The sequence below is a fragment of the Streptomyces sp. NPDC006339 genome (genome assembly GCF_040612775.1).
Classification (GTDB): Bacteria; Actinomycetota; Actinomycetes; order Streptomycetales; family Streptomycetaceae; genus Streptomyces.
Map to the genome: position 1 here is coordinate 157,900 of NZ_JBEXQW010000008.1, position 13,766 is coordinate 171,665.

Below are 13,766 nucleotides of genomic sequence, written 5' to 3' on the forward strand. Positions count from 1 at the left end.
GCCGCCCGGAGGCCGTCCAGCCGTCCAGCCGTCTAGACGCACCACCACAGGAAGCGGGTGCAGGGCGGCTGCGGACTGGGGGTGGGGCTGGCGCTCGGCGTCGGGGCGCCGGTGGTCGGGACCGGGCCGCCGCTCCTGGTGGCCGAGGGGCTGCCCGACGGGGTGCCCGGGGGCGTGCTCGACGGCGTCGCGGGGCCACTGGCGGTCGTGTCGGGCGAGGCGCCCGGCCCGTCCCCGGAGCCCGTGCCCGTACCGGAGCCCGTCCCCGTACCGGTGCCCGTGCCGTCGCCGGAGCCGCCGGTACCGCCGCTCCAGCCCGCCCCGCGCGAAGGTCCGGGCGCGGCCTGACGGCTGCCCGTCGGGCTCGGCCCGGCCGACTCGACGGCGTCGGGGCCGCCGTCCGGCGGCCCGGCGCTCTCCGACGGCGCGGGCGGATCCGGATCGAGGGTGGCCTCGGGGACGTCCTCCTGCTCCACGGCGGTGGCGGCCCCGTCGCCCGGCCGCTCCAGGGCCAGCTTGGCCATGCCCATCGAACCGGCCGCGAGCGCGAAGCCGAGCGTGCCGAGCAGGATCGTGCGTCCGCGCCGCGAGCGCCCCCGACGACCGCCCCTCGCACCCCTGTCCCCCTTGCCGCTCCCGCCACCCTTCTGGCGTCGGCGCGCGGCGGCGCGCCCCTCGGCCGGCCGGGGCGGCTCGAGCGGGTCGAGCTCATAGCTGAACTCCGGCGCGACGGGCGGCAGGTTCTCGGCCGGTTCCGCGAGCTCATGGGGGCGCACAGGAGCGTGGGGGCTCGCCGGAGCCTGGGGCGTGAAGTACCGCAGCTCCTCGGCGGGGGTCCCGCAGCCAGCGCAGGCGAGGGCGCCGTTGAGATGCCGTCGGCACTGGTTGCAGTAATCCATGGCGCCCGCAGGCTATGCGGCCCGAGGACACGCCTGATAGGCGCGAACGTGAGGATCCTGTGAGGAAACCGCAGTTCGTCGGCGTGCCGTCGCGATTCTCCCCCTTCGGGCAGGATGGGCGCATGACCCCTGCCGCCCCCTTTGGGCCGTACGAGTTCCAGCTCGTCCTGCTCCGCCGGATGGCCGACCACCAGGCCGGTCTGGTCGACGAGGCCCTGCGCGAACTGGGCGCGACCCACACCGAGATGCGGGCGGCGAACAAACGCTGGCAGGCGTGGGCGCACGCCGGCCGCGGTCCCGGCGAGTTCGACCGCTATCGCGGGGCCCTCGGCGAACCGGAGAGCCGCCGGGCCGTCACCGGCCCGCCCGGCCTGCCCGACGGCGAGGCGTGGACCTGGCCGGTGCCGCTCTGGCCCGACCTGCGCTTCACCGTGCTCGTCGGACCCCGCCGGGCGGTCTGGTCCCGTTCCCTGACCCGCGCCCCCGGCGCCGCCGTCCCGGAGCTGCGCACCCCGGCCGACCTGCGCCCGTGGCGGTTCACGGCCGACGAGGTCTGGCGCCTGAGCCGCGACCCCCGCCCGCGCGAGGGCGTCGGCCCCGCCCTCGTCCGGCTCGACTTCACCCTCCCCGACGGCACCGAGTGCGCCGCGGAGTTCGCCTGGGGTCTGCTCCAGCGCCTCCTTCCGCCGCTCGCCCGGCCGTCCTCCCCCGGCGCCGCGGGCACCGGGGGCGGCGGCGCGTCGCCTTGACCCGGAGCTGACCGGCCGTCAGCCCGTCCGACCCTCGGGCGGCTCAGCTCAGCGCGCGCCCCGGGCGGGGCCGCAGGACGATGCGAAGGAGGACCGCGCGCCGCGCGCCGCCTCGCCCGTGCCAGCACCGCACTCCGGAGGACCGCCGTGACCGTCAGCCTTGAGCAGCTTCGCCGCTGCCATGTCGCCGTAGACCTGGGCGCCGCCCGCACCCGGGTCTTCGTCAAGGGCGCCGGACTCGTCGTCGACGAGCCGTCCGTCGCCGCCGTGAACACCCGCACCGGCGCGCTCATCGCCGTCGGCGCCCTCGCCGAGAAGATGACCGGCCGCACCCCCGACTACATCCGGGTGGTCCGCCCGGTCTCCGGCGGCACCGTCGTCGACATCGAGATGGCCCAGCGGATGCTCCGTCACCTCCTCGGCGACAAGCTCCGCCGCCAGTTGCGCCGCAAGCCCCGGCTGCGGGCCGCCGCCTGCACCCCGCACGACAGCGACCCGCTCGCCCAGCGCGCCGCCGTGGAGACCCTGGTCGGCCTCGGCGCCCGCCGCGTCGAACTGGTCGACACCCTGATCGCCGCCGCCGTGGGCTGCGGGCTCCCGGTCGAGCAGCCCACCGCGACCATGATCCTGGTGTGTGGGGCGGCCACCACCCAGGTCGCGGTGCTCTCGCTCGGCGCCATCGTCACCGCCGAGCGCATGCCCGTCGGCGGCGACGCCATCGACCACGCGGTCATCCAGCACCTGCGCCACCAGCACGAACTGATGCTGCCCAGCCAGTCGGTCCGCCCGCTCCAAGTGGCGCTGCACGGCAACGGGCTGACGCTCCAGGGTCCGACCTTCACCGAGATCCACGGCCGTGACGTGGCCACCGGCCTCGCCCGCTCGGTGACCGTCGACACCGCCGCCGTGCGCGAGGCCATCCAGACCCCGCTCACCGCCGTCCTCGACGGCATCGGCAAGGTGCTCCGCGACTGCCCGCCCGACCTGGTCGCCGACCTCGCCGACCGCGGGATCATGATGGTGGGCGGCAGCGCACTGCTGCCCGGCCTCGACCAGATGCTGCGCGAGGCGACCGGAATGCCCGTACAGATCGCCGAGCGGCCCGACGTGTGCGCCGTGCTCGGACTCGGCGCGATGCTGGAGGGCCGCGTCCAGCCGCTCGTCCTCGACCCGCTGACGGAGAGGAAGCGGTCCGGGAACGAACGGTCGGGGAGCGAACGGTCCGAGAGCGAGCGGTCGGAGAGCGAGCGGTCCGAGGTCGACTGACCCCCGGTCCGGGCGTTTTGTACGACGATGACACCATGTCGATCATGGACGAAGGCGGCACGGCGGACGCGCCCGGCGTGACGGAAGCACCCGGCGCGGCGGACGCGTCCCGCACGGCACCCGGGACGGTGCCCGGCGCGGCGCCCCGTCTGCCGATGCTCCTCGAAGCCGTCCTCGGCGTCGGCAGCGAGCTCGAACTGCGCGGCACGCTCCAGCACCTCGTGGAGACCGCCACCGCCCTGACCGATGCCCGCTACGGGGCGCTCGGGGTCGTCGACCCCGAGCGCCGCCGGCTCACCGACCTGTACACCTCCGGCATGACCGAGGAGGAACGGCGGCGCGTCGGCCGCCTCCCCGACGGCCACAGCGGCCTCCTCGGCGTCCTCGTCCGGGACCCGCGGCCGCTGCGGCTCGACGACCTGACCGCCGACCCCCGCTCCTCCGGCGTGCCCGAGGGCCATCCGGAGATGCGCTCCTTCCTCGGCGTGCCCATCCGCGTCCACACCGAGGTGTTCGGCAACCTCTGCCTCACCGACAAGCGCACCGGCCCCTTCACCGACGAGGACCTGGCCCTGCTGCGCGTCCTCGCCTCCCAGGCCGGCATCGCCATCGGCAACGCCCGGCTGTACGAGACCGCCCGGCAGCGCGAGCGCTGGATCGAGGGCGCCGCCGCCGTCACCACCGCGCTGCTCGCCGGCGAACCCGCCCAGGACGCCCTGACGATCGTCGCCGAACGGGCCAGGCTGCTCGCCGACGCCTCGGCCGGTGTGGTGCTCCAGCCGACCCAGGAGGGCGGCATGGAGATCGTCGCCGCCTCCACCCCCGGCGACCCCGGCGACCTGGTCGGCACGACCATCGCGCCCGGCTCCCCCGTCCTCACCCAACTGCTCGGCGGCGAGCCCGTCTTCGTCGAGGACTCGGCGACCGATCCCCGGATGACCACCCGCGTACGCAGCCGGTTCGGACCCTCGATGATGCTGCCGCTCCAGAGCGGCGGAAAGCTCATCGGCACCCTCGCCCTGCCCCGGCGGCGCGGCGGCCGCCCGTACACGGCGGTGGACCGGCTGCTCGCCTCCCAGTTCGCCTCCCAGGCGGCCCTGGCCCTGGTCCTCGCCGACGCCCAGCACGACCGCGAGCGGCTGGCCGTCTACGAGGACCGCGACCGGATCGCCCGTGACCTGCACGACCTCGTCGTCCAACGGCTCTTCGCCACCGAGATGATGCTGGAGTCGACCCGGCGCCGGGCGTCCGTGCACGAGGTGGACACCCTGCTCGGGCGTGCGGTCGACGAGCTCGACTCGACGATCCAGGAGGTCCGCACCACGATCTTCGCCCTCCAGCAGCCGCCCGCCGACGCGCCGACCTCCTTCCGCGGCCGCGTGCTGCGCGAGACCGGCGGGGCGGCGGCCCTGCTCGGCTTCCAGCCCTCCGTGCACTTCTCCGGCGCCGTCGACACCCTCGCCGACGAGCCCTCCGCCGACCGACTGCTCGGCGCGCTCCGCGGTGCCCTCGCCGCCGCCCACCGCCGCCCCGGCGTCGGCTCCGTCACGGTCGAGGTGACCGCGGGCGACACCGGACTGCGGCTGCGGGTCGAGGACGACGGGGACCCGCCGACGACGGTCACCTGGCCCCCGGAGCCGTGAACCCCGCCGCGCGGGAAGCGCCGGCCCTCGTACGGAGTAGTCCCGCGCGCCCCGCCCCGCGGCCCGATCTTGACTGAAGGGGTGGACACCGAAGCGCAGCCCGCCCCGGCGGACCCGGCGAAGATCCCCGCGGCCGCCTACCGCAACCTCGTCATGGCCACGGTCGGTTTCACGCTCACCTTCTGGGCCTGGGCTCTGATCGCCCCGATCGGAAGCTGGTACGGGGACCGGCTCGCCCTCAGCTCCTTCCAGCAGTCGCTGCTCGTCGCGATCCCCGTCCTCGTCGGCTCGCTCGGCCGGATCCCGGCCGGCGCCCTCACCGACCGGTACGGCGCCAAGGTGATGTTCCCGCTCGTGTCGGCGCTCACGATCGTGCCCGTGCTGCTGCTGATCGTCGTCAAGGACTCCTACGGCCTGATGCTGGTCGTGGCCTTCCTCCTGGGCCTCGGCGGCACGACGTTCGCGATCGGCGTGCCGCTGGTCAACGCCTGGTTCCCGCCCGTCAAACGGGGCTTCGCGCTGGGTGTGTTCGGCATGGGCATGGGCGGCGTGGCGCTCTCCGGCTATTTCACCCCGCGCATCGCCCGGCACGGCGAGAACCTGCCGTTCGTCGTGGTCGCCGTCGCCCTCGCCGCCTTCGCGGTGCTCGGTGCCGTCCTCATCACCGACCACCCCGGCCGGACCGTCCCGTCCGCCTCCCTCGCGAGCCGCCTCGGCCGCGCGGGCCGGCTGCGGGTCACCTGGGAGCTGTCGGCGCTGTACGCGATCGGTTTCGGCGGCATCGTCGCCTTCGGCGTCTATCTGCCGACGTATCTGAAGACCTGGTACGCGCTCGACCCGACGGACGCGGGCACCAAGGCCGCCGGGTTCGCGCTCGTGACCGTCGTCTTCCGGCCGCTCGGCGGCTGGCTCTCGGACCGGATCCATCCGGCCGTGGTGACGGCCGTCGCGCTCGGCGTCGTCGCCCTCCTCGCCGTCGTCCAGGCGTTCGACCCGCCGCTGAACCCGGGCGGCACCCTCGCCCTGCTGGTCATGGCCGCGGGCCTCGGCACCGCGAGCGGCTCCGTCTTCGCGCTCGTCTCCCAGGTGACCCCGCAGCCGCAGGTCGGCTCGGTGACCGGCATCGTCGGCGCCATGGGCGGCCTCGGCGGCTTCGTGCCGCCGCTGGTCATGGGCGCGATCTACAGCGCCAAGGACTCCTACTCGATCGGCTTCATGCTGCTGTCCGACCTGGCGCTGGCCGGCTGCGTCTACGCGTACGGGCGGATGCGGACCGTTCGGCCCGAGGGCGGCGGCGCTCCCGCGCCCGAGGTGACCAAGGTCGCAGCGCGCCGGCCCTGACGGCTGGGCAGAATGCCCCCATGAGCGCCCTCTTCCCGGCCCTGGCGGCCGGTTCGGACCGGCCGGCCCTGCGTTTCGGCGCCGACACACTGACGTACGGCGAACTGGCCCGGGCCGCCGGAGCCCTGGCGGTACGGATCGGGGGCGCGGGCCGCGTCGCCGTGTGGGCCACGCCCACGGCGGAGACGGCGGTCGCGGTGGTGGCCGCGCTGCTCGCCGGCGTGCCGGCCGTACCGCTCAACCCGCGGATCGGCGAGCGCGAGCTGGCGCACATCGTCGCCGACAGCGCGCCGGGCGCGGTCCTCGCGGGCGCCGGGGACGAACTGCCGGGCGGGCTCGCCGGACTGCCCAGGACCGACGTGGACGTCCGCGCGTCCGGCCCGCCCGCCCGGGAACCGGCGGACGCCGAGGCGGCCGCGCTGATCGTCTACACCTCCGGCACCACCGGCCCGCCCAAGGGAGTCGTCCTCTCCCGGCGCGCGATCGCCGCCTCCCTGGACGCCCTCGCCGACGCCTGGGCGTGGACGGCCGAGGACGTCCTCGTGCACGGGCTCCCGCTGTTCCACGTGCACGGTCTCGTCCTCGGCGTCCTCGGCCCGCTGCGGCGCGGCGGCAAGGTGCGGCACCTGGGCGCGTTCTCGGCGGAGGGCGTGGCGAAGGAGCTCGGGGAGGGCGGCGGGACCGTGCTCTTCGGGGTGCCGACGATGTACCACCGGCTCGCGGAGGCGCTGCCCCACGACCCGGCGCTCGTCCGGGCGCTGGCGGGCGCGCGGCTGCTGGTCTCGGGGAGCGCGGCCCTGCCGGTGCACGACCACGAGCGGATCACGGCGGCGACCGGGCGGACGGTGATCGAGCGGTACGGGATGACCGAGACCTTGATGAACACGTCCGTCCGTCCCGGCGCGGGCCCGCGTCCCGGCTCGGTGGGGCCGCCGCTGCCGGGCGTCGAGCTGCGGCTGGTGGACGAGGACGGCGGCGTGCTCGGCACGGAGGCGTACGACGGCGAGACGGTCGGCGAGATCCAGGTGAAGGGGACGAACCTCTTCACCGCCTACCTCAACCGCCCCGACGCGACGGCGGCGGCCTTCACCGACGACGGCTGGTTCCGCACCGGGGACATGGCCGTGCGGGAGCCCGACGGCTCGGTGCGGATCGTCGGCCGCAAGGCGACGGACCTGATCAAGAGCGGCGGCTACAAGATAGGCGCGGGCGAGATAGAGAACGCGCTCCTCGACCATCCCGGCGTCCGGGAGGCGGCGGTGACGGGCGAGCCGGACCCGGACCTGGGCGAGCGGATCGTGGCGTGGGTGGTCCCGGCCGACCCGGCCGCCCCGCCCGCGCCCGCGGCGCTCGCCGACCACGTCACCGCCCTCCTCGCCCCGCACAAGCGGCCGCGCGAGGTCCGCTACCTGGAGGCGCTGCCCCGCAACGACATGGGCAAGATCCTGAAGAAGGCCCTCCATGGCTGACCGCCTCTCCGCCCGCGAGGCGATCGCGCTGGTGACGGACGACTTCGCCCCGGGGGGAGGCGGGGCGGGCGCGATGGGCGCGGCCTACGCGATGGGCGAGCCGGCGGGCGTAGGTGAACGGGCCGAGAGTGCACCGGGTGTACGTGAACCGGGCGGGCACGAACAGGCCGAGAGTGCACCGGCCGGGTACGAACCGGGCGTACGGGAATCGGGCGCGGGGCTTCCGGCCGCCGGGGACGGGCCGATCGGCTGGGCCGGTTACGGCGACTCCCGGGCCCGCGCCGCCGAGCGGACCGGCGAGGACGAGTCGGTGCTCCACGGCACGGCCACGATCGGCGGACGGCCCTGCGTCCTGGTGGCCTTCGAGTTCGGCTTCCTCGGCGGCTCGCTGGGCCGGGCGGCCGGTGACCGGCTCGTCGCCGCGTACCGTACGGCCGTCGAGCGGCGCCTCCCGCTGGTCTCGCTCGTCGCGACGGGCGGCAGCCGCATGCAGGAGGGCATGATCGCCCTCACCCAGCTCCAGCGCGTCGCCGCCGAGACCGTCCGCCTCCGGGCCGCGGGCCTTCCGCACGTCGCCGTGCTGCGCGACCCGACCACCGGAGGCGGCTGGGCCACCGTCGGCGCGGGCGCGGACGTCGTCCTGGCCCTGCCCGGCGCCCAGGTCGCCTTCGCGGGCTCCCGGGTCCGGCCGCGGGACGCCGACCCCTCCGCGTACACGGCGGAGGAACAGCTCGCCCACGGCCACGTGGACGCGATCGTCCCGCCCGACCGCCTCCGGGAGACACTGGCGCTGTGGCTGAGGCTGCTCGCCCCGGCCCCGGCGGCCGCACCCACCGGCGGCCCGGGGTCCGCTCCCCGACCGTCCACTCCCCCACCGCCCGCGCCTCCGCCGTACGCCCTCGGTGAGCTCGCCCCGGCCGGCACCGGCTGGGACGCCGTCCGCCGGGCCCGGGCCGCCGGGCGGCCCCGCGCGGGCGCGTATCTGGACGCCTACTTCGAGGTGCGGGCGGCCATCCGCGGCGACCGGGCCGGCGGCGTCGACCCGGGCGTGGAGTGCGGTTTCGGCATCCACGAGGGCAGGGTCGTGGCGTACGCGGCGCAGGGCGGCGGGGCCACCCGGCCCGCGGGTTTCCGGACCGCGGCCCGGCTGGTGCGGCTCGCGGACCGGCTGGGGGTGCCGGTGCTCACCCTGATCGACACGCCGGGCGCCGCCAACGACGCCGAGGCCGAGCGGGCCGGCGCAGGCCCGGCCATCGCGGAGGCGTTCACGGCGATCGCCGAGGCCCGCACGCCGGTCACCTCGCTCCTCGTCGGAGAGGGCGGCTCCGGCGGCGCGCTCGCGCTGGCCGCGCCGGACCGCACCTGGGCCACGCCGGACGGCTACTTCTCGGTCATCGCCCCCGAGCTCGCCGCCGCCATCCTCAAGCGCCCGCCGGACCGGGTCCCGGACACCGCCGACCAGTTGCGGCTGCGCCCCGAGGACCTGCTGGAGCTCGGCGTCGTGCGGGGCATCGTCGGAGGAGACGGGCGGAGGGACTCCCGGCCAGGGAGCGGGACCGGGAGTGGGAGCGGGAGCGGGAGCCGGACGCGGACCGGGAGCGGGCAGCGGGAAGCCCCCTCGGAGTGAGGGGGCTTCCGGCCGTCGCGACGGGAAAGGCTCAGGCGCCGTCGCCCTGGCAGATGCTGAAGTCGCCGCAGACCACGACCGTGTGGTCCACGACGACGACGTCGGGTCCCTCGGCGAAGAACTCGCCGCCGCCGCTGTGGGCGAGGGCCGATCCGGAGCCGGCGAGAACGGCGGCTGCGGCCAGGGTGACAGTGGCGATGAGCTTACGCATGAAAACCTCCTGACGAGCGGGGTTGCTCATGTCGGAGCCTGACTCCGGCACAGGACGGCGGCAAGTGCGCGCGCGGTGACCGGGCCGCTGGATGACCCGTATGGGCGGCGCATCACGCCTTCACGCCCACCGCCCGGATGACCTTCGGCGTGACCCGATCGCCCGGGTGTCGTTGGCGTCGCGCTCAGGCGGTGGGGTTGCGCTCAGGCGGTGGGGTTGCGCTCAGGCGGTGGGGTTGCGGGCGTCGTACCGCCGGAAGCCCTTGCCGTAGAGGGCGAGCAGACCGATCGCGAGGACGCAGGCGAGTCCGCCGCCGGTGATGGCCACCGTCGGGGAGGTGAGGTCGGCGACCGAGCCGGCCAGGAAGTCGCCGAGCCGGGGTCCGCCCGCGACGACCACGATGAAGACGCCTTGGAGCCGGCCGCGCATCTCGTCCGGGGCCGCGACCTGCATCATCGTGTTCCGGAAGATCATCGAGACGGTGTCGGAGTAGCCGGCGACCGCGAGCAGCAGCAGCCCGAGCCAGAGGTTGCGCGTGAGGCCGAAGACGGCGATCGCGGTGCCCCAGCAGGCGACGGCGAGGAGGATCGCCTGCCCGTGGTGGCGGATCCGGCCCTGCCAGCCGGAGAGCACGCCGCCGAGCAGCGCGCCGAACGGCGGTGCGGCCACGAGGAGTCCGGTGGTGCGGGCGTCGCCGCCGTACCAGAGGACGGCGACGGCCGGGAAGAGCGCCCGGGGGTGGGCGAGGATCATCGCGCAGAAGTCGGAGAAGAACGTCATGCGCAGGTTGGGGCGGGTGGCGAGGAAGCGCAGTCCGTCGAGGACGGAGGCGCGCTTGGTGCCGGTGCGGTCGGGCAGCATCGACGGCAGGCGCCACATCGCGTAGAGGGAGGCCGAGAAGGCGACGGCGTCGATGAGGTACGCGGTCTGGTAGCCGGCCAGGCCGACGATGAGGCCGCCGAGGCTGGGGCCGACCAGGGTGCCGAAGGTCGTGGTCATCGAGTTGAGCGCGTTGGCGGCGTGCAACTGCTCGGCGGGCAGCAGCCGGGGGATCATCGCGCTGCGGGCGGGCGCGTTGAGCGCGGCGCAGACCGCCTGGAGGGAGACGATCCCGTAGAGGAACCAGACCCGGTGGAAGCCGACGAGCGCGGCGGTGGCGAGCGCGGCGGAGAGCACGGCCAGGCCGGTGGCGCTGACCAGGCCGAGCTTGCGGCGGTCGACGGTGTCGGCGATGGCACCACCGTAGAGGCCGAAGACGACGAGCGGGACGAGGGTGAAGAGCCCGACGAGGCCGACGGAGAACGGCGAGCGGGTGATGTCATAGACCTGGAGGGAGATGGCGAGGGTGGTCATGCCCTGGCCGACCCAGGTGACGGTGTTGCCGAACCAGAGGCGCCGGTAGTCGGCCGAGGTGCGGAGCGGGGTGAGGTCGGCGAAGACCTTCCGGCCGCCGCTCTCGCGCTGGTGCTCCGGGGTGGCGGTGGCGCTCACGCGGCGCCGGCCGTGGTGGCGGTGTCGGCGGTTGTGGTGGTGCCGCCGGTTGTGGCGGTGAGGTCGTAGTGGAGCTCGGGGCGCTCCCAGTGGATCCGTCCGGTGGGCCGGACGGTGCCGGTGCGGCGGGCGCCGGTGCGCAGGTAGAACTCCTCGGCGGGGGGATGGGCGACGACGCGTATGGACTCCAGCCCGGCGGCGCGCCCCTGGCCGATCATGTGCTCGACGAGCATCCGGCCGATGCCCAGGCCCTGGGCCTCGTCGGCGACGAAGGCGAGGTCGAGCTCGGCCTCGTCGAGGAGGAGGGCGTAGAAGCCGAGGACCCGCCCGTCGGCACCCACGGCGACGTAGACGGGGTGGTGCTCGATGTACGAGCCGCCCACCTGGTAGCCGGCGACCATGGGGGCGTACGCGCCGGCGTAGGCGGAGGAGGTCCGCACGAGCCGGGTGAGCCGCTTGGAGTCGTCGGCGGTGGCGCGCCGGAGGGTGATGTCGGGCATGGAGTCGAGTATAGGAGCGCGATGCGGTGTGGCTCCTTACAAAATCGATGCTCGTGCGTCCGATTATCGATCCCCCGTGGAACACGCGGCGGCCTCGCGCGGGTTCGCCGGGCAGCGGGACGATCCGGCACGGCTCGTCCTCGCCCGGCAGACCATGGCAAGGAGACACCGTGCGCGTACTCTTCACCGGACCGGCCGCGGCCGGCCACCTCTTCCCGATGATCCCGACGGCGCAGGCGCTGCGCGCCGCGGGCCACGAGGTGCTGTTCGCGAGCTCGCGGCCGCTGGACCGGCTCCGCGAGGCCGGCTTCCCGCTCGTCGAGATCGGCGACGGCCGTGACATCCGGGAGGTGTTCCGGCAGGCCACGGGCGAGGAGGCGCGCTATGTCGCCCCCGAGCTGACCTCGGACCAGATCCTCGACCGGGCGGCCCACGCCTTCTCGCTCGTCTCGCGCCCGACGGTCGACGACCTGCTGGAGACGGCCGACAACTGGGGCGCCGACCTGCTGGTCCACGACTCCTTCCAGGCGTCCGCCCCGCTGGTCGCGGCCAAGCTCAAGATCCCTTCGGTGATCCAGAACTTCGGTGTCACCTCGGGCCTCGAGATGGTCCGCCGGCTCGCCGGTCACTTCACCGACGTGTACGAGGCCCACGGCGTGCCGGGTCCCGCCGACGCCACCGCGCTCGACATCATCCCGGCCTCGCTCGGCGGCGACCGGGGCAGCCTGCGGATGCGCTACCTCCCGTACAACGGCGGCGGCACCGTGCCCGCCGCGCTGCTCCGGCGCGGCGCCCGGCCCCGGGTCGTCGTCACCCTGGGCACCGTGCTCACGGAAGTGGACGGCGTCAACGCCATCGTCCGCCTGATGGAGGCCGCCGCGTCGGTGGACGCCGACTTCCTGCTCGCCGTCGGCGACGCCGACCTCGCCCCGCTGGGCACGCTTCCGGACAACGTCCGCCCGCTGCCCTGGGTCCCGCTCGCCGAGCTGCTGACCGCCTCCGACGCGCTGATCCACCACGGCGGTTCGGGCACGATGCTCACCGCGCTCCAGGCCGGCCTGCCCCAGTTGCTGCTTCCCCAGGGTGCCGACCACTTCATCAACGCCGACGCCCTCACGGCGACCGGCGCCGCCCTGCGCTCCACCGCCGAGGACGTCGACACCGCGCTGCTGACCCGCCTCCTCACCGACCGGTCCCTCGGCGAGGCGGCCGCCCGGCTGCGGGCGGAGAACGCCGCCCTGCCGTCCCCGGCGGAGACGGTCCCGGCCCTGGAGGCGCTGGTCGCCCGGTAGGGCGGGGTACGGCGGAGGGTGGCCGGGGCACGAGGAGGGGGCACGAGGAGGGGTGCGTTCCGGCCACTTTCGATCATGGTGGGGGGGGTGGGGAGAGGCGGGCCGGGGGCCGGGGGTGGGCGCGAGTCGTGGGCGCCCCTCGGGTGACGGCCCGGGCTCGGGTGAGGGCCCGGGCGCGGGTGACCGCCCGGCGTCAGCGGCAGTCCAGGGCGCCGGGGTCGGCGGTGTCGAGCCGGGCGGCGAGGCCGTCGAGCCGGTCGCGCAGGGCGCGCATCTCGTCCACGGACAGGCCGGACGCGGCGGCGATCCGCCGGGGCACGCCGAGGGCCTTCTCGCGCAGGGCGGCACCCTCGGCGGTGACGCGTACGGTGACGGACCGCTCGTCCTCGGCACTGCGCCGCCGCTCGACGTGACCGGCCGCCTCCAGCCGCTTGAGCAGCGGCGACAGGGTGCCGGAGTCGAGCCGCAGCCGCTCCCCGATGCCCTTCACGGGCAGCTCGCCGTGCTCCCAGAGGACCAGCATCACCAGGTACTGGGGGTAGGTGAGGCCGAGCTCCTTGAGCGCGTCGCGGTACACACCGTTGAAGGCGCGGGCGGCGGCGTGCAGCGAGAAGCAGATCTGGTTGTCGAGCCGGAGGAAGTCCTCGTCCATGGGTCCAGGGTACGGGAGACGACCGTCACAAGCGATTAAGTTGTGCACAATTCAATGGCGCGCTACAAATGAAGGGCAGCACCTCCCGCACGGACCACGGACAGGAACGGAAGAACCCATGGACGCGATCTACACCGCCGTCGCCACCGCCAACGGCCGCGAGGGCCGCGCCGTCAGCTCCGACGGCCACATCGACCTGCCCCTCGCCCACCCCGCGGCCCTCGGCGGCAACGGCCAGGGCACCAACCCCGAGCAGCTCTTCGCCGCCGGCTACGCCGCCTGTTTCGCCAGCGCCATGGGCGTGGTGGCCCGCCAGGAGAAGATCGACATCTCGGACGCGTCCATCACCGCCGAGGTCTCCATCGGCAAGGACCCGGCCGACGGCGGCTTCGGCCTCGCGGTCGTCATGCGCGCCGAGTTCCCCGACCACCTCCAGGGCGAGGCGGGCGCCGCGCTCCTGGAGAAGACCCACGCCTTCTGCCCGTACTCGAAGGCGACCCGCGGCAACATCAAGGTCGAGCTCGTCGTCGAGTAGTTTTCTGTTCATCCGTGCACGCCCCCGGTGGAGTTCAACCACCGGGGGCGTTCGCTTGTGAGTTTTCACGTTCGGGCACGGGGGATTCGTC

General features: G+C 74.9%; 13 protein-coding genes. 8 read left to right on the plus strand and 5 right to left on the minus strand.

Translation table 11 applies throughout. The annotated features are described in order from the left end of the window. Nucleotides 1-32 precede the first annotated feature (32 nt). Nucleotides 33-899, minus strand: coding sequence for a hypothetical protein (locus ABZ135_RS09100; protein WP_356693383.1), 867 nt, complete (start codon nucleotides 897-899; stop codon nucleotides 33-35). A 122-nt stretch (nucleotides 900-1,021) separates the two neighbouring features. On the opposite strand from ABZ135_RS09100, the gene ABZ135_RS09105 reads away from it, so the two are divergent. The 6 genes from ABZ135_RS09105 to ABZ135_RS09130 all read left to right on the plus strand — a co-directional run bounded on the left by ABZ135_RS09105 (nucleotide 1,022) and on the right by ABZ135_RS09130 (nucleotide 8,994). After that, the gene (locus tag ABZ135_RS09105; RefSeq protein ID WP_356693385.1) at nucleotides 1,022-1,648 is read left to right on the plus strand and encodes a hypothetical protein; all 627 of its coding nucleotides are present in this window, start codon (nucleotides 1,022-1,024) and stop codon (nucleotides 1,646-1,648) included. A gap of 147 nt (nucleotides 1,649-1,795) precedes the next feature. Further along, nucleotides 1,796-2,914, plus strand: a complete 1,119-nt coding sequence (locus ABZ135_RS09110; RefSeq protein ID WP_356693387.1) for a rod shape-determining protein — start codon at nucleotides 1,796-1,798, stop codon at nucleotides 2,912-2,914. 155 nt (nucleotides 2,915-3,069) lie between these two features. Further along, entirely contained in the window at nucleotides 3,070-4,557 is a 1,488-nt protein-coding gene (locus ABZ135_RS09115) for a GAF domain-containing protein (protein WP_356693489.1), read from the plus strand. Nucleotides 4,558-4,710: 153 nt separating this feature from the next. Continuing rightward, nucleotides 4,711-5,898 carry an MFS transporter gene (locus ABZ135_RS09120; protein ID WP_356693491.1) on the plus strand — a complete coding sequence of 396 codons (1,188 nt, stop codon included), beginning with the start codon at nucleotides 4,711-4,713 and terminating at the stop codon, nucleotides 5,896-5,898. Between the two features lie 20 nt (nucleotides 5,899-5,918). Continuing rightward, complete coding sequence (locus tag ABZ135_RS09125; RefSeq protein WP_356693389.1) at nucleotides 5,919-7,367, plus strand: acyl-CoA synthetase; 1,449 nt, start codon at nucleotides 5,919-5,921, stop codon at nucleotides 7,365-7,367. Then, nucleotides 7,360-8,994, plus strand: coding sequence for a carboxyl transferase domain-containing protein (locus tag ABZ135_RS09130; protein ID WP_356693391.1), 1,635 nt, complete (start codon nucleotides 7,360-7,362; stop codon nucleotides 8,992-8,994). The genes ABZ135_RS09125 and ABZ135_RS09130 overlap by 8 nt, the downstream gene beginning before the upstream one ends. 31 nt (nucleotides 8,995-9,025) lie before the next feature. Here the strand turns inward: ABZ135_RS09130 and ABZ135_RS09135 are convergent, their stop codons facing one another. The 3 genes from ABZ135_RS09135 to ABZ135_RS09145 form a co-directional block, all read right to left on the minus strand. Beyond that, nucleotides 9,026-9,205 carry a hypothetical protein gene (locus ABZ135_RS09135; protein WP_356693393.1) on the minus strand — a complete coding sequence of 60 codons (180 nt, stop codon included), beginning with the start codon at nucleotides 9,203-9,205 and terminating at the stop codon, nucleotides 9,026-9,028. Between the two features lie 222 nt (nucleotides 9,206-9,427). Beyond that, nucleotides 9,428-10,696, minus strand: coding sequence for an MFS transporter (locus tag ABZ135_RS09140; RefSeq protein ID WP_356693395.1), 1,269 nt, complete (start codon nucleotides 10,694-10,696; stop codon nucleotides 9,428-9,430). Next, the gene (locus ABZ135_RS09145; protein ID WP_356693397.1) at nucleotides 10,693-11,196 is read right to left on the minus strand and encodes a GNAT family N-acetyltransferase; all 504 of its coding nucleotides are present in this window, start codon (nucleotides 11,194-11,196) and stop codon (nucleotides 10,693-10,695) included. Before ABZ135_RS09145 ends, ABZ135_RS09140 begins: the two co-directional genes overlap by 4 nt. A gap of 170 nt (nucleotides 11,197-11,366) precedes the next feature. Between ABZ135_RS09145 and ABZ135_RS09150 the strand changes: the two genes are divergently transcribed. Then, nucleotides 11,367-12,488: a nucleotide disphospho-sugar-binding domain-containing protein gene (locus ABZ135_RS09150; RefSeq protein WP_356693399.1), complete on the plus strand. Its 1,122-nt coding sequence runs from the start codon at nucleotides 11,367-11,369 to the stop codon at nucleotides 12,486-12,488. Nucleotides 12,489-12,681: 193 nt separating this feature from the next. On the opposite strand, the gene ABZ135_RS09155 is transcribed toward ABZ135_RS09150, so the two are convergent. Beyond that, nucleotides 12,682-13,140, minus strand: coding sequence for a MarR family transcriptional regulator (locus tag ABZ135_RS09155; RefSeq protein ID WP_356693401.1), 459 nt, complete (start codon nucleotides 13,138-13,140; stop codon nucleotides 12,682-12,684). Nucleotides 13,141-13,258: 118 nt separating this feature from the next. Between ABZ135_RS09155 and ABZ135_RS09160 the strand changes: the two genes are divergently transcribed. Continuing rightward, nucleotides 13,259-13,675 (plus strand): organic hydroperoxide resistance protein, encoded by a 417-nt coding sequence (locus ABZ135_RS09160; protein WP_356693403.1) that lies wholly within the window; start codon nucleotides 13,259-13,261, stop codon nucleotides 13,673-13,675. Nucleotides 13,676-13,766: the final 91 nt, after the last annotated feature.